Below are 19,441 nucleotides of genomic sequence, written 5' to 3'. Positions count from 1 at the left end.
CGCACCCCGCCACCTTGTGGGTGACCGGGCGCGGCTGAGGACGCCCCAAATGGGGCGCTGGCAGGTAACAGCTCGAAGAGATGGCGCGGACCGCGACGGTCCGGCCGCGCGCCTGGCCTCGTGAGCCAGGCGCGGGGTACAGCTAGGGGCGAATCAGGCCTGCAGGGCGCGCGGGCGCTGGCTGCGTTGCTCGGCGGTGGGCGCCTTGGCCTGCTGAAGCTGGAAGTCGAACTCGACTTCGGCGAAGCGGCCGTTGAGGCCACGCGCCTGGGCCGCCGCAGCATCCTCGATGAATTTCACTTCACCGATCAGACCGTCGCGGGTGGCGTAGGCGAAGTCGTCCCACAGGTACTTGTCGCCGGACAGGTTGATCTGCGTGGTCAGGTGGCGATGGCCCGGTGCGGAGATGAAGAAGTGGATGTGCGCCGGGCGCTGGCCATGACGGCCGAGCTGGTTGAGCACTTCCTGGGTGGTGCCGCTCGGCGGGCAGCCGTAGCCGCTCGGCACGATGCTGCGCGCGCGGTAGCGACCTTCGGCATCGGTGACGATGCGGCGGCGCAGGTTGTACTCCGACTGGCTGCCGTCGAAGTAGGAGTAGGTGCCGTTGGTGTTGGCGTGCCACAGATCGACCACCGCACCAGCCAGCGGCTGACCGGCGGCATCCAGCACACGCCCGTGGAGGAACATCTGGGTGCCCGGGTCGGTGCCGTCATCCATCCGCGCTTCGCCTTCGGACAGCGGTGCGCCAGCCACGTACAGCGGGCCTTCGATGGTCCGCGGGGTGCCGCCGGTGAGGCCGAGCTGCTCGTCCTTGGCGTCCTGCAGCAGGTCGAGGAAATGCTCGACGCCGAGGCCGGCGACCAGCAGGCCGGCTTCCTGGCCGCTGCCCATGCGATTCAGGTAATCGACCGCCTTCCAGAATTCGTCGTCGCTGATCTGCAGGTCTTCGATCAGCTTGGCGGTGTCCTGCAGGATGCGCAGCACGATCTGCTTGAAGCGTGGGTTGCCCTGGTCGTTGCCGAAGCCGGCGGCTTCCTTGAAGAAGTTCTGGATCTCGGCAGTCTGGGAGATGGTCACGGTCATGGGGGATTTCCTCGAATTGTTGTTATCGCGGATCAATGGCTCAAGGGTTCAACGGTCGTCGGCATGGATCGACGAGGGATGGCGGCACAGCCCGTCGATCTCGATGTCCATGTAGGGGAACAGCGGCAATTGCAGCAGGGTGTCGTGCAGCGCCTCGACGCTCGGCAGGTCGAACACGCTGTAGTTGGCGTAGTGCCCGGCGATGCGCCACAGGTGGCGCCACTTGCCTTCCTGTTGCAGACGCTGGGCCAGTTCCTTCTCGTCGGCCTTGAGCTGCGCGGCCTTGGCCGGGTCCATGTCGAGCGGCAATTTCACGGTCATCTTCACGTGGAACAGCATGGGGAATTCCTCTTCGGTTCTCGGTTAGTGGCGGGCGAAACGCGCCAGGCGCTCTTCGTCGAGGCTCAGGCCGAGGCCCGGGGTGCGCGGCACGTGTAGCGCGAAGTCGCGATAGACCGGCGGCTCGGTAACGATTTCCTCGGTGAGCAGCAGCGGGCCGAACAGCTCGGTGGCCCAGGTCAGCTGCTTGAGGGTGATGAAGGCGTGCGCCGAGGCCAGGGTGCCGATCGCGCCTTCGAGCATGGTCCCGCCGTACAGCGCGATACCGGCCGCCTCGGCGATCTGCGCGGTGCGCAGCACGGCACGCGGGCCGCCGTTCTTGGCAATCTTCAGGGCGAAGATCGACGCCGCGCCGTCGGCGGCCAGGCTGAAGGCGTCCTCCACCGACTCGATGGATTCGTCGGCCATGATCGGCGCCGGGCTGCGCTGGTTGAGGCGCACCTGCCCCGCGCGGTTGATCCGCGAAATCGGCTGCTCGACTAGGTCGATGCCGTTCTCGCCGAGCACCTGGCAGGCGCGCAGCGCCTGGGATTCGTCCCAGTACTGGTTGACGTCGACACGCACGCTGGCGCGTTCGCCGAGGGCTTTCTTGATCGCGATGACGTGCTTGAGATCGTGGTCGACCGGGTTGGCGCCGATCTTCAGCTTGAAGATGCGGTGGCGACGGATGTCGAGCATCTGTTCGGCTTCGGCGATGTCCCGCGCGGTGTCGCCGGAGGCCAGGGTCCAGGCCACTTCCAGACTGTCGCGCACGCGGCCGCCGAGCAGCTCGCTGACCGGCAGGCCGAGGCGCTTGCCCTGGGCGTCGAGCAGCGCGCTCTCGACCCCGGACTTGGCGAAGGTGTTGCCCTTGATCACCTTGTCCAGGCGCAGCATGGCGGCGTTGATGTTGGCCGCATCCTGGCCGACCAGCAGCGGCGCGAAGTGCGCGTCGAGGTTGGTCTTGATGCTCTCCGGGCTCTCGTTGCCGTAGGCCAGGCCGCCGATAGTGGTGGCCTCGCCGATGCCTTCGACGCCGTCCGAGCAGCGCACACGGATGATCACCAGGGTCTGCTGCTGCATGGTGTGCATCGCCAGCTTGTGCGGGCGGATGGTCGGCAGGTCGACGATGGTCGCCGACAGGCTTTCGATCAGGACTTGGCTCATTGGGTTCTTCCAGTTGTTCAGTAGCGCCCCGCTCTGGCCAGTGGCAGAGGGGACGATCAGGCGTTGCTCAGCGTCAGCGCGTGCAGGGCAGCGCGGCGGCACGCTCGACGCGGTGGAACAGGCGATTGAAGTACACCAGGCTGTCGCCCTGCTCTCGGGTGGCGACACGGTCCAGTTCGACGAACATCACCGAATGCGAACCGACTTCCTTGCACTCGGTGATGCGCCCTTCGAGGCTCACCAGCGCGCTGCCGAGCACCGGCAGTTCGTGTTCGGCGGAGCTCCAGACGTCCCAGCCGAAGCGCTCTTCCATCGGCACCTTGGTCATCCCGGCAAAATGCTTGGCCAGCTCTTCCTGCTCGCTGCACAGCACGTTGACGCACAGCTGGCCGTTGCCGCGGAACACGTCGTGCATCGCGCTGTTGCGGTTGATGCAGACCAGTACGGTGGGTGGCGAATCGGTGACCGAGCACACCGCGCTGGCGGTGATCCCGCAGCGTCCGGCCGGGCCGTTGGTGGTGATGATGTTCACCGCCGCCGGCAGCTGCGCCATGGCATTGCGGAAGTCGATTTGCGTCTGGTTCAGAGTGCCCATCACGTCGCCCTTTGTTGTTGTGGACCGACTGTGTGGAGGCTGGGCGGCGGGCGCCGGCAGCTGGGCCATGACAGGCGGGTCCTTGCGTGGTGGAGCCAGCGTAGGGCAGCCTCCGGCGCCGAACTATCCAGACGAGCCCCATGACGCAGGGGGCTCGCCGCTAGTCATCTAGGTGGTTTCTTTATCGTCAGGTCAGCTGGCAGTGAGTAAGCTGCTGGAAACGCCGCACGCGCACAGCGCCCGCGCCTTCCCGCGTGGCAGACGGCAGCCGTACGAGAGCCGAACCGTGACCGATACCCCGACCGAACCGCGCAAGCCCGTGGTGTACATCGTCGACGACGACCAGGACCTGCGCACCTCGCTGGCCTGGCTGCTGGAGTCGGTGAGCATCGAATCGCAGTGCTTCGCCGGCGCCGACGAATTCCTCCGCCGCTACGACCCCAAGCTGCCGGCCTGCCTGGTGCTGGACGTGCGCATGCCGGAAACCAGCGGCTTCCAGCTGCAGGACATGCTCAACGAGCGCGGCATCGCCCTGCCGACCATCTTCGTCTCGGCGCATGGCGACATCCCCATGTCGGTCAAGGCGATGAAGAACGGCGCCATCGATTTCGTCGAGAAGCCCTACAACCCGCAGCAGATGCTCGAGCGCATCCAGGCCGCGCTGAAGAGCGCAGTGCAGGTGCACGCCGGCATGGAGCAGCGCCAGCAGCTGCAGAGCAAGCTCGGCCTGCTCACCGGCCGCGAGCGGGAAATCCTGATGATGGTGGTAGACGGCAAGGCCAGCAAAGTCATCGCCCGCGAGCTGAACATCAGCGTCAAGACCGTCGATGTGCACCGCACCAAGATCAAGGACAAGATGGGCGTGAGCAGCATCGCCATGCTGGTCCGCGAGGTGCTCAACGTGCCGGCCGACGACGCCGGCGAGCGCAGCGGGCGCACCTGAGCGGCGCCGTTAAGCCTGGCTTAAGCCGCGATTAAGCCTGGCTTAAGCGGGCCTGGCTAAGCTGATTCCATCAACTCATCACACGGAATCAGACCTATGAAACGCCATGCCCTTGCCCTCCTCGTCCTGCCGCTGCTGTCCACCGCCGCCCTGGCCGCCAACTACACCGGCCCCGGCAGCACCCCGGCAATCACCACCGCGGCCGCTGCACTGACCGCCGCCGACGACACCCCGGTGGTGCTCAGCGGGCAGATCGTCAAACGCCTGCAGGGCGACAAGTACGAATTCAAGGACGCCAGCGGCACCATCCAGGTCGAGATCGACCACGACGACTGGCCGGCACAAAGCGTGTCGGAGACCGCCAAGGTCAAGCTCAGCGGTGAAGTCGAACACGAGCACGGCGGCCACGAAGTGGATGTCGACCGCGTCGAACTGCTCAACTAAGCACGACCACGACAAAGCCGGCTGCCCCCCAGGGCCGCCGGCTTTTTTGCGTCCGCGCGCTAGGGCGGCGCCGCGCCCGCCGTCGGCGGCGGCAGCACGTGGCACTGCTGGCAGGGGCGCAGCGGCCCGCTGGGCTGCAGGCTCTGGTTGCGCTGCAGGTGGCAACCGCGGCACAGCTGGTGGAAGTCGCCTTCGATCTGCGTGGCCAGCGCCGGGGTCAGCTTGTGGCAGAGGATGCAGGTCGGCGCATCGCCCGGGGTCTGCGCCTTCTGCGCGTAGTCGTGGTGGCAGGTCAGGCAGTTGACGCTGCCATGCGGGCGGTGATCGAAGTTCAGCGGCAGCAACGGCCGCTGGCGTACCTGGGCAGCGTGCTGGGCGAAGCCGGCATAGCCCAGCGCAGCGAACAGGCCGAGCAGCAGCAATGCGAGCAGGGCGCGCTTCATAGCGGCAGGTCGCTGTTGGCGAGCACGGCGAACAGCCCGGCGCACAGCAGCGCGCCGAGTGCCACCGCGAGGCTCAGGCGCGTGGCCAGCGGCGCGGTGGTGCGCCGGCGCCGCTCGCTGCTGCGCTCCAGGCTGTCGCGCGGCAGGCGTGGCCAGATCAGCAGGGCGACGCTGAGCAGCCCCCACAGGGCAATCTTCCAGGTGCTGTGCAGGTAGAAGCCGGCGCCGAGCACATGCCAGGCCAGCAGGCCGATCAGCAGCAGGCTGGCTGCGTAGTGCCAGCGCTTGAAGTGGCGGTGGTCGCGCCACAGCTTGCGGCGCACGCGTATCAGGCTGAGCGGCGCGATGAGCAGCAGCAACAGCGTGGCGCCGAGCCCGGCGAGCATGTAGCCCGGCGCGGACGGCAGCAGGTAATCGAGGGTCAGCGGCTCGTCGTAGAGCAGCACGCCGATGTGCACGGCGAGCAAGACGATGGCGGCGAAGCCGAGGTCGCGGTGCAGCACCTGGAAGAACTTGCCGTCATGGTGCGGACGGCGCAGTGGCCGGCCGGTGAGGACGAACAGCAGGAGCATCAGCAGCGCGGCGAGCAGCCCGGCGGCGTTAGCGAAATCCCACGCCAGGGCCACGCCGGGCACCGCGTCGAGCAGCAGCAGCACGGCGAAGGGCAGCAGGCAGAACAGCGCGATGCGCAGACTCAGGACGACCATGCAGGTTCCGTCAGCAAGGACAGTCCCCCCATTGTGGCGGCGCGCCGGCCGATCCGCTTGTCGCCATCTGCCAAGCGGTTTGCGCGGCGTGCCTAGCGCACGCCGCGCACCGCCGTTACAGGTCGAGCACCAGCCGCGCGCTCTTGGCCCGCGAGACGCAGGCGCAGATCTGCTTGTTCGCGGCCTTTTCCTTGTTCGACAGGCAGTTGTCGCGATGGTCCGGCTCGCCATCGAGCACCTCGACGATGCAGGTGCCGCAGATGCCTTCGCGACACTCGGTGTCGATGTCGCAACCATGCGCCTGCAGCACGTCGACCAGGCTGCTGTCGGCCGGCACATGCAGCACCACCCCGGAACTGGCCAGTTCGACCTCGAAGCCGCCGCTCGGGCCACTCTGCGCGGCCGGGTCGGCGGCGAAGTGTTCCAGATGCACGTTGTCCGCCGGCCGCGTGCGGCTGGCGACTTCCACCACCTTGTTCATGAACGGCGCCGGGCCGCAGGTGTAGACGTGCGCTTCGCCGCTGGCACTGGCCAGACAGGCGCTCAGCGCGGCATCCAGCTCGGCCGGCTCGACGCCGTAGTGGAACTCGACATTGCCGGCGAACGGCGCACGCTCGAGCAGCGCGGTGAACGCCGCATATTCCGGCGAGCGGGCGAAGTAGTGCAGGCGGAAGCTCTGCCCGGTGGCGACCAGCCGGTAGGCCATCGACAGCAGCGGCGTGACGCCGATACCGGCGGCCACCAGCACATGCTCGCGGGCTTCCGGAGCAAGGCGGAACAGGTTGCGCGGCGCGCCGATGTCCAGCTCCTCGCCTTCCTTTACCAGGTCGTGCAGGGCCTGCGAGCCGCCGCGCGACTGCGCTTCCTTCTTCACCGCGACCAGGTAGGCGGCGCCGTCGTCCGGCGGGCTGCACAGCGAGTACTGGCGGGTTACCCCGGTCGGTCCGGTGACGTCCACGTGGGCGCCCGGCTCGTAGGCCTCGAAGGGTTGGCCGTCGAGACGCACCAGGCGGAAGGAGCGAATGTCCTGCGCTTCCTCGACGATTTTTTCGATCCGGACTTTCATCATTGCAGCACCTGGCGAAGTTGATTCGTGAATCGGGTGAAGGAAAGGCCCCTCACCCCAGCCCTCTCCCGACGGGAGAGGGGGTTGGACCGCGCCACGCGGGCCCGATCCGGCACATGAACGCCCCTCTCCCGTCCTTCTTTTATGAAGAGAAGGAGAGGGATAAAGCATCAACGCATAAACAAGCCGCCGTTGATGTCCCAGCAGGCGCCGGTCACCGAGGCGGCGTGGTCGGCGGCGAGCAGCAGCACGCTGTCGGCGATGTAGTCGGCCGAACCGAGGGTGCCGACCGGCACCATCTGCTTGATCTGCGCGATACGCTCGGGGGCCACGGTCTCGTACACCACCGGCAGGTCCAGCGGACCCGGCGAGATGCTGTTGACCGTCACGCCACGGCTGGCCAGCTCGCGGGCGAACACCTTGGTCAGGGTCGCCACGCCGCCCTTGGCCGCCGCGTAGTGCGCGCCAGTGGCGGTGCCGCCGTTCTGCCCGGCCAGCGAGCCGATGTTGATGATCCGCCCGAAGCCGCGCTCGGCGAAGTGCGCGCCGAACACCTGGCAGGCGACGAAAGTGCCGCGCAGGTTGATGGCGACGATCTCGTCGAACTCTTCCGGGCTGATCTCCATCAGCGCAGCGACCTTGGATTTGCCGGCGTTGTTGACCAGCACATCGGTGCCGCCCCAGCGCGCGACGAGCAGGTCACGTGCCGCTTCGAACGCGGCCTTGTCGCGCACGTCGAGCTGCAGCGCCACGGCGCTCTGCCCGGACGGGTCGAGCTGATCGGCGAGCTGCTGCACGGCGTCCAGCTGCACATCGGCCAGCGCCACGCGGTAACCGGCGCCGTGCAGTGCACGGGCAATGCATTCGCCAAGGCCGCGCGCGGCGCCGGTAATCAGGGCTACTCGGGACATCGGGTTCACCTCAGAGCAGATAACCGAGCGCGGTCAGGTTGTCTTGGGAGTTGATCAGGCGCACTACCTTCAGCTCGAGGCGGCCGACGCCGTTCTCGAAGCGGATGCGGTGGGTCAGATCCGCGGCCACCGGGGTGTGCACGCCACGCTTGTAGGCGAACAGCAGCTGAGCGGAACGCACCTCGACGACGTTGCCGGCCGCTTCCACCAGGGTGAAGCGCGACACGCTGCGCACGGTGCGCGCGGCGTCCACCGCCGACGGCGCGAAGCCGCTGGTCAGGCGCTCGATGCGCAGGTCACGCATGCGCGCGTCGTCGTAGACGTAGTTCAGGCTGGCGGCGAAGTCGGTGGTGTCCGGGTCGATCGGGATCACGTAGATACCCTCCTCGCTCCACAGCTCGGACCAGGCCGCGTAGTTCTTGCTGTCGAGCAGCTCGGCTTCGCGCCAGATGAACTCGATGGCCTGCGCCAGCGGTGCGGACAGGCCGCTCAGATTGTCTTGATTGCTCATTGGCTCATCATCCTTTTCCACATGGCATAGGCTTCGCGCATGCCGCCTTCGTCGGTGGCGTGGGAGACCTTGTCGCCGTTTTCAGCAACGACTTCGCGATTGAGGCCGCGGTTTACCAGGATCGGCAGCTGCGGGCCGCCATAGGAGCCGCGCTGCACGCGTTCCCAGGCCTCGGCGTCATCGGTGGTGCCGAAGCCGAACGGGCCCTGGAAGTGTTCGTGGACACGCATGCGCTCGCGGTTGGCGATTTCCGGGCCGCCGTCCATGCCGAGGGCAACGTGGCGGATCTCGGTCTCGGTGACCGACAGCGGGTTGAGCACGCGGAAGAACGACATCGACATGGCGACGTTGGGGAACAGGTTGAGGTTGAAGCCGGCGCCGTGCAGCGAACGCACGATGCGGCGCACCTGGGCCGGTTCCATGGTCTTCGACAGTTCCTCGGTGACGTGGGCGAAGCGCTCCTGGAGCTGCTCGGTGCCGTCGTCGTGGTCGAGGTCGACGTGCTCGGGGACCATCACCATCACGCTGTGGCCGTTGCCGAGGGCGTGGGTGACAGCCTTCTCGTCGTGCATGAAGGAGAGCATTTCTTCGGTTTCTTCATCCACCGAGGACATGAACGACTTGTGCACGATCGGGAAGTGGTAGCCGTCGGTGGTGTTTTCCAGCTGGATCTTCCAGTTGCCGCCGAACTTGAACTTGTGTTCGCCCTGCACCTTGATCGGGTAGCCGGCGCCCTGCTTCATGAACAGGTCCATCCAGTGCTTGGCACCGCCGAGGAAGTCTTCCAGCGGCTCCACGTCCGGGTTGAAGCTGGCGAAGATCATCCCCGCGTAAGTACCGACCTTCAGGCTGTTGAGCGGCAGCTCGGACTTGTCGAGGATGTCCTCGTAACCGTCCGGATAGGGCAGCGCGCGCAGCTTGCCGTCGAGGGCGTAGGACCAGCTGTGGTACGGGCAGGTGAAGCCAGTGGCGTTGCCCTTGTGCTTCTCGCACACGGTGGCGCCACGGTGGCGGCAGCGGTTCTCGAGGACGTTGATGCCGCCCTTCTTGTCGCGCACCACGATCACCGGACGACGGGCGATGCTGGTGGTGCGGAAGTCGCCGGCGTTGCGGATTTCGCTCTCGTGACCGACCCACACCCAGGTGCGGTAGAAGATCTTTTCCAGCTCGACTTCGTAGAGCTCCGGATCGTAGTACAGGGATACGTCGACGCGGTCCGACTGGATCAGCTCCTCGACGCTGCGGGTCTTGGCAATCAGACCATTCTCAGGGGCGCTCATGGGGTTCTCCTCAGGCGTAGTTCTTGTTCGTAGGCCGCACGGCAGCCAGGGCGTGTTCCAGTTGCGCGCCATAGGCGCAGACGCGTTCGTCCTCGCCTTTGCGGCCGACGATCTGCAGGCCGATCTTCAGCCCGCCATCGCCGAGCGGCACCGGCACCGACAGCGCAGGGTGGCCGCTGAGGTTGAACGGCCGCGCCAGCGGGGTCATGCCGCCGACCGCGCGACCCTGGCGGGCCTCGCTGAGCAGCGGCGGCAGCTCCGGCAGGGTCGGCAGCAGCAGTACGTCGTGGGTGGCCAGGGCGGCGTCGACCGCCTGACTGAAGCGCGCGCGCACCAGCTCGGCGTGGGCCAGGGCGACCGCATCGGTGCGGCTGGCGGCGAGCAGGCGCTGCTCGACGTCAGCGCCGATCAGGCCCTGCCCGGTGAGGTGGCCGAAGGCCGCCCAGGTTTCGTGATTGATGACCGTCAGGCCGGCTTCGAAGGCATCGGTGAAGCCCTCCAGCGCGTGGTCGCGGCGCTGCCAGCCGACGAAGTCGATGACCCGTTCCAGGCAGGCCTGGATCAGCGGGTCGCAGGCCACTTCGAGCAGCGCCACGCGCGGCGCGCCGGGCTGCAGGGTGAACGGTTGGAAGCCCGGGCAGATCGCCTGCATCGCCGCACTCAGGTGGGCCATGCTGGCCGCGAACGGGCCGACGCAATCGAGGGTGGTGAAGGCCGGGTGCACGCCGGCACGGCTGACCCGGGCGAAGCTCGGCTTGAGGCCGAACACCCCGCAGCAGGCCGCCGGCACGCGCACCGAGCCACCGGTGTCGGTGCCCAGGGCGACGTCGGCGAGGCCGGCGGCGACCGCCACCGCGGAGCCACTCGACGAACCGCCGGGGACCCGCTCGGGGGCCTGCGGATTGACCGGCGTGCCGGTCCAGTCGTTGATCCCGGTGACGCCGAACGCCAGCTCGTGCATGTTGGTCTTGCCGACGATGTGCCAGCCGGCGTCGAGCAGTGCATCGACCACCGCGGCGTTGCGCGTCGCCGGTGCGGCATTGGCCAGCGCGCGGCTGCCGGCGCAGGTCGGCTGGCCGGCGATGTCGATCGAATCCTTGATGGCGACGCGCAGGCCGCCGGGTTCGCCGAGGGCGATCTGGTTGACGAACACGCTCATGGGCGAACCTCTCCCAGGGGGCTGTTGAACAGGCGCTGGGTGCGGAAATGGGCGATCAGCCACTGACCGTCGACACAGCGAAAATCGAGATTGAGGCGCGCGCTGATCAGCTCGGAGCGGCCGTCTTCGTAGGTGGAAATCTGCTGCATGATCCATTGCCCGCGGGCGCTGTCGCCGTCGACCTGGATCGCCTCGCTGGTGAGGAAATGCAGATTCACCGCGAAGTGCGGCGACGGCGGCAGGTAGGCGGCGACGAACGCCGCCACCGCGTCACGGCCCTGCTGACGGCCGAACTTCTCGACGTACTGCGCGCCGATGCCTTCCCAGATCGCGTCCTCGGTGAACAGCGCGGCCAGCTCGGCCACGGCGACCGGTGCATGCGGCACGTCGCAGAGGTCCATGTAGCGCGCCACCACGCGGCGCACCGCGCTCTCCCCCTCAAGGGTGACGAGGCGCTGGAGCAGATCGGTCAGGGCAACGGACATGACTTAGCGCGCCGCTTCGGGAATGGTCAGCGGGCGGCCGATACGCGCTTCGATCTTGGCGTACTTCCACAGGCTGAACTCGTTCACCGGGGTGGTGCGGAACAGGTTGCAGGCGTCGATCACCGTCTGGTGGCAGTCGACGTCGGCCATGATGTACACGGTCCACGGCGAGGTGGTGGAGGCACCGACCATCAGCCGGTCGTCATCCATCGCGCCGAGCACGGTCACCCCCGGCAGCGCGCCGAGCGAGCCCATCATGGCGCTGAAGCCTTTCCACACGGCGAGGCCTTCGCCGGTGGGCAGGTCGAAAAAGTTCTGCGTGATGCCGATGCAGAAGACGACGCGGAGGGGTTCTTGGGTCTGCGACATGGATCAATCCTCGAATCTGGGAAAACGAATCTGTGAATGAGAGCTAGCGAGCGGCGCGAGCCACTCAGAGGAAACCGGGGATCGGCGGCACGCCTAGCATCACCGCGCCGGCGCCGTCGTACATGCCATCGCCGAGGAAGGCGTGCTGGGTCACCACCATGGCGTCGCGCAGGTAACGCTGCAGCGGGTTCTGGTCGTAGATGGCGGCGATACCGGCGAGGGTGTAGGCACGCTGCACGACGCTGGCGCCGACCCGCGCCACATGCACGGCGGCCAGGCGCAGCTGGGCGACCTGCTCGTCGGTGACCGGGTGGCCGTCGAGGATCGACTGCCAGACCTGCTCGGTGGCTTCGTAGAAGAACGCCCGCGCGGAACACAGATCGGCTTCGGCCTTGGCTGCGTCAATGCGGAAGTAGGCGCGGTCGGCCAGCTTCGGTGCGCCAGTGGCGCCGGTGCGGCCGCCGGACATGCGGTTGATTTCGTCCAGCGCGGCACGCGCCAGACCGAGGTTGACCACCGCCAGAACCTGGGCGGCGTAGGCCACCGTCGGGTAGCGGTACAGCGGCTCGTCGATGCTCGGCTCACCGCCGCGAATAAAGGTCCAGTCGTCGCTGATGAAACCGTCCTTGACGCGCAGGTCGTGGCTGCCGGTGCCCTTGAGGCCCATCACCTTCCAGTTCTCGACGATTTCCACCTGGTCGGCCGGGAACAGCGCGGTGCGCGGCTTGCCGCCGGGACCGCTGGCGCCGATACCGACCCCGAGCACATCGGCGCCCTTGCAGCCGCTGGCGAATTTCCAGGTGCCATTGACCTTCCAGCCGCCGCCCTCGACCGGCTCGGCCGGCTGAATCGGGAACAGGCCACCGGCAAAGACGATATCGGGACCGTTGGCGTACAGCTTGGCCAGGCTCGCCTTGGGCAGCGCGGCGAGGTACACGCTGGCGCTGCCGAAGCTGGCTACCCAGCCGGCCGAGCCGTCGGCTTCGGAAATGCGTTCGATCATGTGCAGGAACCGCGCGGGCGGCAGCGCATCGCCACCGAAGCACTGCGGCGTGGCGGCGCGGTAGATGCCGACGGCCTTGAACTTGGCGATCATGTCGACCGGCACGTGGGCCTTGGCGTCGAACTCGTCGCGGCGGGCGCGCACTTCGTCGACCACGGCCTGGAAGCCGGGGGCGTCGACACCGGTGCCGATCGATTCGCGGGTGGCATTCTTCTCGGCCGCAGCTGAGCTCAGCATGGCGTCTTCTCCGTTTTATTCTGGATGCCGGCCAAGGACTCCGCGGAGGAGTGCTGACCCTGTGTGGCCAGTCTATGAATCGCCGTCGAGGCCGCTCAATTGGGGGCTTCGGCCGGCGCTTAGTGGAGACACCGGGCGTGTCTAAAGGAATTACCTAGACGCTGACGGGTTACTTCTGAGCGCCCGACCGATAGGCTGAGGGTATAAAGCAGTGGGGCCGCACGACGGCTCGGCAACCGGCAGAGGCGCAGCGATGTTCACGCCGCAGGACAGTGACTTTCACCGGCTCATCGAGGCGATGCCGTTGTGCATCATCCTGCATGACGCCAAGACCAAGGAGATCCTCTGGGCCAACGCCGCGGCGCTCGGCGTGCTGGGTTTCAGCCTCGAGGAACTGGTGCCGCTGAAGGCGCCGGACATGACCAATCCGGACCCCAAGTACCGCCGTTCGGTCGGCCTGCGCTGGCTGGCCGGCGCGGCGCGCACCGGCCAGCGCGCCATCGAGTGGTGCTACCGCTCCAAGCAGGGCGTGGACATCCTCTCCGAGGCGATCGCCACCCTGGTGCACCTCGCCGAGCGCGACGTGCTGATGGTGCAGTTCCGCGACATTTCCAAGGAAGAACAGGTCAAGCGCGACCTCAAGCGCTTCGAGAGCCGCCTCAAGGCATTCATGCAGGACCTCGCCGAGGGCGTCGCGGTGCTGGCGGCCGACGGCACCCTGCAGTTCCTCAGCGAGTCCGGCGAGCGCCTGCTCGGTGCCGACGGCCAGCCGCTGGTCGGGCAGAGCTTCGTCGCCCGCTGCGACGAGCCGTCACGCCGTCGCCTGCTCGCCAACCTGCAGCGCAAGCGGCCGGGCCGCGGCGCCTACAGCGTGCACTACCGCATCCAGCACCAGGATCAGAGCTGGCACTGGCACCATGCGACCTGCCGCTACATCGAGCTGGAGGACGATCTCAAGGGCCACCTGCTGCTGTTCCGCGACGTCAGCGAGCAGGTCAACGCCGAGGAAGCGCGGCGTGCCAGCGAGCAGAAGCTCGAGTACCTGGCGCGGCATAACGCGATGGGCGAGATGGCCGCGGCGATCTCCCACGAGCTGAGCCAGCCGCTGGCGGCCACGCGCAACTTCATCGAGGGCGCGCTGATCCGCCTCGAGCACAGCGACGCGCCCAATCAGGGCGTGGCCTGGGGCCTGCAGAGCGCGGTGCGGCAGATCGAGCACGCCTCGCTGATCATCAAGAGCGTGCGCGGCTACCTGGTCAAGCTCGAGCAAACCGAGCAACTGGTCGACCTCAACGAGATCCTCGCCGAGACCCGGTACTTCATCAGCCTCAAGGGCCAGCCCAGTTCGGTGCAGATCGAGGTGGTACCCAGCCAGGTGCCGCTGTGGGTCAGCTGCGAGCGAGTGCTGATCGGCCAGGTGATTCTCAACCTGGCGTTCAACGCCATCGAGGAACTCATGGACCTGCCGCTGCCGCAGCGCGTGCTGCGCATCTACACCTCGCTGAGCCGCGACTCGGCGGTGCTGTGCGTCGAGGACCGCGGCCGCGGCATCGACGCCGGGCACCAGGAGAAGCTGTTCGACGGCTTCTTCTCCTCCAAGGTCAGCGGCAACGGCATCGGCCTGGCGCTGTGCAAGAACATCATCTCGCGGCACCGCGGCGACATCTGGGCGCAGAACGTCACGCCCAGCGGGGCGATGTTCTGCTTCTCGCTGCCACGCGCGAAGGGGCCGACACCGGCCTAAGAAGCTGTTCTAGCGACCGAGGCGCAGGCTCAGCGCGGCCACGCCCTGCTCGTCGGCGCGCACCTGCTCGGGGATGAACTCGCGGAGGAACTCGACCCAGGTGCGGATCTTCGCGTCGAGGAACTGCCGCGACGGGTACAGCGCGAAGATGCCCAGCGGAAACAGGCTGTGGTTGGGCAGCACGCGCACCAGGCTGCCGTCCTGCAGGCCGCCGATCGCCGAGTACAGCGGCAGCGCGCCGATACCCATGCCGGCGCGCACCGCCTCGGTCATCGCGTCGCCGGTGTTGACCTGGAACGGCGTGCGCTCGACGGTGACCAGCTCCTTGCCATCGGGGCCGTCGAGCAGCCAGCGGTCCAGCGACATCACATTGTTGACCAGGCGCAGGCAGCGGTGCTGGCCCAGTTCGCCCGGCAGACGCGGCGTGCCGTGCTTCTCCAGGTAGGCCGGGGCGGCGCACAGCACGCTGTAGGTGCTGCCGAGCTGCTTGTAGATGAAGCCCGAATCGGGCAACTCCTGGGCGATCACCACCGAGATGTCGTAGCCCTCGTCGAGGATGTCGGTGGTGCGGTTGGCCAGGGTCAGGTCGAAGCTAACCTCGGGGTACTTCTCGCTGTATTCGGCGATCGCCTGGATCAGGTAATGCTGGCCGATGCCGGTCATCGCGTGCACCTTGAGGTTGCCGGCCGGCCGCGCATGCGCCTCGCCGGCTTCCGCCTCGGCCTCGGCCAGGTAGCCGAGGATCTGCTCGCAGCGCAGCAGGTAGCGCTGGCCCGCCTCGGTCAGCGCGATGCGCCGCGTGGTGCGGTGCAGCAGGCGGGTCTGCAGGTGGCTTTCCAGGCTGGCGATGGTGCGTGACACGTAGGAGGTGGTCAGGTCGAGGCGCTGCGCGGCGGCGGTGAAGCTGCCGGTTTCCGCGACACAGACGAAAGTGCGCATGTTGAAGACGATGTCCATCGACGACTCCTGCCGCGAAAGGCGAATTCTGGCACGAAGCCGGCCAGGGATTATTGTTGTTTTAGTACACAATCCTTCTCCTTTTGGGCCGCTTATCCGCCCCGCGCGCGCCTCGTAGAATCGCCGCCGACAGTGCCCATCAGGACGTGCCGCAGTGCTCCGCCTTCTCCGGCCCGGGTTCGCCCGCGCCAGTTTGTTCCTCGTTGTCTCCCTGCTTTCCGCGTGCATCGACAGCCACGGCATCGTCCCGCAAAGCCAGCGCCTAGCGGCGCAGCAGCTCGCCCTCGGTGGCGCCATCGCCGGTGCCCGGCAGGCCGCCGGCTGGCCGCAAGCCGCCTGGTGGCAGGCCTTCGGCGACCCGCAGCTGGACGCCTGGATGGCCACCGCGCTGGCCGACAGCCCGAGTCTGGCCAGTGCCACGGCGCGCCTGCGCCAGGCCCGCGCGCAGGCCGGGGTGGTCGAGGCGGCGGAGGCGCCGCAGCTCGACGCGGCGCTCAGCATGCAGCGCAAGCGCTGGCCGGACGACCCCTTCTACGGCCCCGGCGACCTGGCGCGCAGCAGCAGTTGGAACAACACCAGCCAGCTGGGCTTGCGCTACGACCTTGACCTGTGGGGTCGCGAACGCAGCCGCAGCGCGCAGGCGCTGAGCCAGGCCCAGGTGGCGGTGGCCGAAGAGCAGGCGGCGCGCCTGGAACTGCAGGGCAACCTGCTGCGCAGCTACATCGGCCTGGCCCTGCAGTTCGCTGAACAGGACATCCTGCGTGCCGAGCTGCACCAGCAGGAACAGTTGCTGCAGCTCGCCGAACGGCGCCGCCGCGACGGCATCGGTACCGGCCTGGAAGTCAGCCGCGCCGAGGCGGCGCTACCGGAGACCGAGCGCCAGCTCGACGCGCTGGGCGAAGCCATCGCCCTCAGCCGCCACCAACTGGCCGCCCTCGCCGGTCTGGGGCCGGGCGCCGGCGCGGCCCTGCAGCGCCCGCGCCTCAACCTGCAGCAGCCGCTCGGCCTGCCCGCGCACCTGCCGCTGGCGCTGCTCGGCCAGCGTCCCGACCTGGTCGCCAGCCGCTGGCAGGTGGCCGCCGCGGCGCGCGGCATCGAAGTGGCCAAGGCCGACTTCTACCCGAACATCGACCTGCTCGGCGGGCTCGGCTCGGCGGCGGTTCAGGGCGGCAGTCTGGACTTCCTGCGCTACGACAAGCTGACCTACGGCCTCGGCCCGGCGCTCAGCCTGCCGCTGTTCGACGGCGGCCGGCGGCGCGGCGCGTTGGGCGCGGCGAGCGCCGACTACGACCTGGCCGTCGCCCACTACAACCAGACCCTGCTGCAGGCTGTGCGCGGCGTCGCCGATGCGCTGGTGCGCCTGCACTCGCTGGAGCAGCAGGCGCAGCTGGCCGCCCGCGCGCTGGATAAGGCGCAGCGCAGTTGCGAGCTCGCCCTGCTCGCCCAGCGCCGCGGCCTCAGCGACTTCGACGCGGTGCTCGCCAGCCAGCCGCTGCTGTTCCAGCGCCAGCGCCAGCAACAGCGCGTGCGCGCCGCCCAGCTGCGCGCCCAGACCGACCTGCTGCTGGCCCTCGGCGGGGGCGCACAGCCCAGCGCCGGCCCGGCGCCCGCCGCGCTCACCCCGGTCGAGCCGACCCTGCGCCTGCCCTGAGGATTGTCATGCCGCTCACGTTTTCCCGCGCGCTGGCCGACTGGGCCGGCAGCCAAGGCGTCACCTGGCTGTTCGTCGGCAAGGCGCTGCTCAGCGCCTTCCTCGCCCTGTGGCTGGCCTACCGCCTGCAACTGCCGCAGCCGAGCACCGTGCTGGTCACCGTGTTCATCGTCATGCAGCCGCAGAGCGGCCAGGTGCTGGCGAAGAGTTTCTACCGCATCGTCGGCACCCTGCTCGGCCTCAGCGTGATGGTCGCGCTGATCGCCCTGTTCAATCAGCAGCGCCTGCCGTTCCTGCTCAGCGTGGCGCTGTGGATCGGCCTGTGCACCGCCGGCGCGGCGCGCTACCGCGATTTCCGCGGCTACGCCTGCCTGCTCGCTGGCTACACCGCGGTGATGATCGGCCTGCCGGCCACCCAGCACCCGGAAGGCGCGTTCATGCAGGCGCTGTGGCGGGTGCTGGAGATCAGCCTGGGCATCCTCAGCACCGGCCTGGTCAACGGCCTGCTGCTGCCGCAGACCGCCCGCGCCGACCTGCACCGCACCCTGCACGCGCGCTTTCGCGACTTCGCCGGCCTGGCCTGCAGCGGTCTGGCCGGCGAGCTCGAGCCGGCGCGCTTCGAGGCGCTCAACGCGCGCTTCGCCGCCACCGCGGTGAGCCTGGAAAACCTGCGCAGCGCGACCACCTTCGAGGACCCGCAGATGCGCCTGCGCAGCGGCCGGCTGGCGCGCCTGAACACCGAGTTCATGGTCCTCTCGACGCGCTTCCACGCCCTCCACCAGCTGCTCCGCCGCCTCGCCGGTGAAGCCGGTGCGCCGGTGCGCGAGGCGCTGGCCGCGAGCCTCGCGGAACTCGTCAGCGTGCTCGCGCCGCTGCGCGAACGGCTCTGCGACGAGGCCGAGGCGGCGCACTTCGCGCAGCGTCTGGCGGCCTGCAAGGACGAGCTGATGGGCCTGCTGCGTGACGGCCGCGCGCGCCTGGCCATCCAGCAACCCAGCGAAGCACAGGCGCTCGACTACGAGACCGCCGCCGAGCTGCTCTATCGCCTGGCCGACGACCTGCACAGCTACGCGCAGACCCACGCCTCGCTGCGCGACGACCACCACGCCCGCGAGCAGTGGCCGGACAGTTTCCGGCCGCGCGCCAACGCCGCCGGCGCGGCGGTCGCCGGGTTGCGCAGCAGCCTGCTGATCCTCGCCCTCAGCCTGTTCTGGCTGGCCACCGCCTGGCCCAGCGGCGGCACCTTCGCGATGACCGTGGGGATGATCTCGGCGCTCACCTCGAGCGCCGCCAGCCCGCGTCGCATGGCCCTGCAACTGAGCCTCGGCGCGCTGGGCGGAGCGCTGCTCGGCAGCTTCCTGACCCTCGTCGTGCTGCCCTGGCTGGACGGCTTCGCCCTGCTCTGCTGCGCCCTGGCGCCGGTGTTCGCGCTCGGCGCGCTGCTGCTCTCGCGCAGCCAGTGGAGCGGCTACGGGGTCGGCCTGCTGGTGTGGTTCTGCATGATCGCCCTGCCGGCCAACCTGACCAGCTACGACCCCGGCCGGCTGTTCAACGAGTACCTCGCCTCGCTGCTGTCGATGGCCCTGGCCACCGTCGGCGCCGCGGTGATCCTGCCGCCCAACCGGCCCTGGCTGTGGCGGCGCCTGGAGCAGGACCTGCGCCTGTGCGTGGTGCGCGCGGTGGGCGGACGCCTCAAGGGCCTGGTCTCGGATTTCGAGAGCGGCACCCGCGACCTGCTCAACCAGGCCTACGCCTCCTCGGCCGGGCGCGCCGACGTGCAGCGCCAGCTGCTGCGCTGGATGTTCCTGGTCCAGGAAGTCGGCCACGCGGTGATCGAGCTGCGCCTCGAGCAGGCGCGCCTGCCGGCGCTGCCCTGCTACGCCGAGGCGATGGCCTGGCGTCAGGCGATCCGGGCCATGGGCCGCACCCTGGTGCGGCTGTTCATCCAGCCCGACGACGGCAATCGCCAGCGCGCCCTGCACGCCGTCGAGCAGGCCATCGCCGCGGTGCGCGCCACGGCCGAACCGTGCGCGCCGCAGTTCGACAGCTCGCCGCTGCGCCGCGTGCTCAGCTACCTGCACTTCATCCGCACCTCGCTGCTCGATCCGCAGGCACCGCTGCGCGCCAGCGCGGCGCCCAGCCGTCTCAGCGGAGTCGCCCTTGCCGCGTGAAATCCCCCTGCACGGCGTCTACCTGCCGAGCCTGACCCTGCTGTTCCTCGTCGTCCTGCTGCTGGCCTGGGGCCTCGACCGCCTGCTCGCCCGCGCCGGCCTGTACCGCCACGCCTGGCACCCGACCCTGCTGCGCGTGGGCCTGTTCACCTGCCTGTACGCCGCCCTCGCCCTGGCCATCTACCGTTGAGAACCCG

Annotated in this window: 21 protein-coding genes; 6 read left to right on the top strand and 15 right to left on the bottom strand. The window is 68.5% G+C overall.

All coding sequences use genetic code 11. From position 1 onward, the window contains the following. Nucleotides 1-153 precede the first annotated feature (153 nt). From catA to hpaC, 4 genes are all read right to left on the bottom strand, one after another. The gene (gene catA / locus JQX08_RS19005) at nt 154-1,083 is read right to left on the bottom strand and encodes a catechol 1,2-dioxygenase (protein ID WP_205349990.1); all 930 of its coding nucleotides are present in this window, start codon (nt 1,081-1,083) and stop codon (nt 154-156) included. A 48-nt stretch (nt 1,084-1,131) separates the two neighbouring features. After that, nucleotides 1,132-1,422 carry a muconolactone Delta-isomerase gene (gene catC, locus JQX08_RS19000; RefSeq protein WP_205349989.1) on the bottom strand — a complete coding sequence of 97 codons (291 nt, stop codon included), beginning with the start codon at nt 1,420-1,422 and terminating at the stop codon, nt 1,132-1,134. Nucleotides 1,423-1,446: 24 nt separating this feature from the next. Next, nucleotides 1,447-2,568, bottom strand: a complete 1,122-nt coding sequence (locus JQX08_RS18995) for a muconate cycloisomerase family protein (RefSeq protein ID WP_205349988.1) — start codon at nt 2,566-2,568, stop codon at nt 1,447-1,449. A 73-nt stretch (nt 2,569-2,641) separates the two neighbouring features. Continuing rightward, nucleotides 2,642-3,163, bottom strand: coding sequence for a 4-hydroxyphenylacetate 3-monooxygenase, reductase component (gene hpaC, locus JQX08_RS18990; RefSeq protein WP_205349987.1), 522 nt, complete (start codon nt 3,161-3,163; stop codon nt 2,642-2,644). Between the two features lie 286 nt (nt 3,164-3,449). Here hpaC and JQX08_RS18985 point away from each other — a divergent pair, with 286 nt between their 5' ends. Further along, nucleotides 3,450-4,106: a response regulator transcription factor gene (locus JQX08_RS18985; protein ID WP_346727610.1), complete on the top strand. Its 657-nt coding sequence runs from the start codon at nt 3,450-3,452 to the stop codon at nt 4,104-4,106. A gap of 96 nt (nt 4,107-4,202) precedes the next feature. Continuing rightward, entirely contained in the window at nt 4,203-4,550 is a 348-nt protein-coding gene (locus tag JQX08_RS18980; RefSeq protein WP_205349986.1) for a NirD/YgiW/YdeI family stress tolerance protein, read from the top strand. Nucleotides 4,551-4,609: 59 nt separating this feature from the next. On the opposite strand, the gene JQX08_RS18975 is transcribed toward JQX08_RS18980, so the two are convergent. The 10 genes from JQX08_RS18975 to JQX08_RS18930 all read right to left on the bottom strand — a co-directional run bounded on the left by JQX08_RS18975 (nt 4,610) and on the right by JQX08_RS18930 (nt 12,721). After that, a complete protein-coding gene (locus tag JQX08_RS18975; RefSeq protein ID WP_205349985.1) occupies nt 4,610-4,993 on the bottom strand; it encodes a cytochrome c3 family protein in 384 nt (127 codons plus the stop codon). Continuing rightward, nucleotides 4,990-5,700: a ferric reductase-like transmembrane domain-containing protein gene (locus tag JQX08_RS18970; protein WP_205349984.1), complete on the bottom strand. Its 711-nt coding sequence runs from the start codon at nt 5,698-5,700 to the stop codon at nt 4,990-4,992. Before JQX08_RS18970 ends, JQX08_RS18975 begins: the two co-directional genes overlap by 4 nt. A 115-nt stretch (nt 5,701-5,815) precedes the next feature. After that, a complete protein-coding gene (locus JQX08_RS18965) occupies nt 5,816-6,769 on the bottom strand; it encodes a PDR/VanB family oxidoreductase (protein WP_205349983.1) in 954 nt (317 codons plus the stop codon). A gap of 167 nt (nt 6,770-6,936) precedes the next feature. Beyond that, nucleotides 6,937-7,677, bottom strand: a complete 741-nt coding sequence (locus JQX08_RS18960; protein ID WP_205349982.1) for an SDR family NAD(P)-dependent oxidoreductase — start codon at nt 7,675-7,677, stop codon at nt 6,937-6,939. A 10-nt stretch (nt 7,678-7,687) separates the two neighbouring features. Further along, a complete protein-coding gene (locus JQX08_RS18955; protein WP_205349981.1) occupies nt 7,688-8,188 on the bottom strand; it encodes an aromatic-ring-hydroxylating dioxygenase subunit beta in 501 nt (166 codons plus the stop codon). Next, nucleotides 8,185-9,468 carry an aromatic ring-hydroxylating oxygenase subunit alpha gene (locus JQX08_RS18950; RefSeq protein ID WP_205349980.1) on the bottom strand — a complete coding sequence of 428 codons (1,284 nt, stop codon included), beginning with the start codon at nt 9,466-9,468 and terminating at the stop codon, nt 8,185-8,187. Before JQX08_RS18950 ends, JQX08_RS18955 begins: the two co-directional genes overlap by 4 nt. 10 nt (nt 9,469-9,478) lie before the next feature. Further along, complete coding sequence (locus JQX08_RS18945; protein ID WP_205349979.1) at nt 9,479-10,627, bottom strand: amidase; 1,149 nt, start codon at nt 10,625-10,627, stop codon at nt 9,479-9,481. Next, nucleotides 10,624-11,112 (bottom strand): nuclear transport factor 2 family protein, encoded by a 489-nt coding sequence (locus tag JQX08_RS18940; protein ID WP_205349978.1) that lies wholly within the window; start codon nt 11,110-11,112, stop codon nt 10,624-10,626. The genes JQX08_RS18945 and JQX08_RS18940 overlap by 4 nt, the downstream gene beginning before the upstream one ends. A 3-nt stretch (nt 11,113-11,115) precedes the next feature. Next, nucleotides 11,116-11,481, bottom strand: coding sequence for a hypothetical protein (locus tag JQX08_RS18935; RefSeq protein ID WP_205349977.1), 366 nt, complete (start codon nt 11,479-11,481; stop codon nt 11,116-11,118). A 64-nt stretch (nt 11,482-11,545) separates the two neighbouring features. Next, a complete protein-coding gene (locus JQX08_RS18930; protein ID WP_205349976.1) occupies nt 11,546-12,721 on the bottom strand; it encodes an acyl-CoA dehydrogenase family protein in 1,176 nt (391 codons plus the stop codon). A gap of 253 nt (nt 12,722-12,974) precedes the next feature. Here JQX08_RS18930 and JQX08_RS18925 point away from each other — a divergent pair, with 253 nt between their 5' ends. Then, a complete protein-coding gene (locus JQX08_RS18925; RefSeq protein ID WP_205349975.1) occupies nt 12,975-14,465 on the top strand; it encodes an ATP-binding protein in 1,491 nt (496 codons plus the stop codon). 9 nt (nt 14,466-14,474) lie between these two features. On the opposite strand, the gene JQX08_RS18920 is transcribed toward JQX08_RS18925, so the two are convergent. Beyond that, nucleotides 14,475-15,422, bottom strand: a complete 948-nt coding sequence (locus JQX08_RS18920; protein ID WP_205349974.1) for a LysR family transcriptional regulator — start codon at nt 15,420-15,422, stop codon at nt 14,475-14,477. Between the two features lie 154 nt (nt 15,423-15,576). Between JQX08_RS18920 and JQX08_RS18915 the strand changes: the two genes are divergently transcribed. From JQX08_RS18915 to JQX08_RS18905, 3 genes are read left to right on the top strand one after another with little or no spacing between them, the layout of a single operon-like run. Continuing rightward, nucleotides 15,577-17,073, top strand: coding sequence for an efflux transporter outer membrane subunit (locus JQX08_RS18915; RefSeq protein WP_205349973.1), 1,497 nt, complete (start codon nt 15,577-15,579; stop codon nt 17,071-17,073). A gap of 8 nt (nt 17,074-17,081) precedes the next feature. After that, entirely contained in the window at nt 17,082-19,244 is a 2,163-nt protein-coding gene (locus JQX08_RS18910; RefSeq protein ID WP_205349972.1) for an FUSC family protein, read from the top strand. Beyond that, complete coding sequence (locus tag JQX08_RS18905; protein ID WP_205349971.1) at nt 19,234-19,434, top strand: DUF1656 domain-containing protein; 201 nt, start codon at nt 19,234-19,236, stop codon at nt 19,432-19,434. The genes JQX08_RS18910 and JQX08_RS18905 overlap by 11 nt, the downstream gene beginning before the upstream one ends. Nucleotides 19,435-19,441 lie beyond the last annotated feature (7 nt).

The sequence above is a fragment of the Zestomonas insulae genome (assembly GCF_016901015.1).
GTDB classification, from domain to species: Bacteria; Pseudomonadota; Gammaproteobacteria; order Pseudomonadales; family Pseudomonadaceae; genus Aquipseudomonas; species Aquipseudomonas insulae.
Note: the sequence above shows the minus strand (reverse complement) of the source record. Positions and strands in the feature narration are given on the sequence as shown.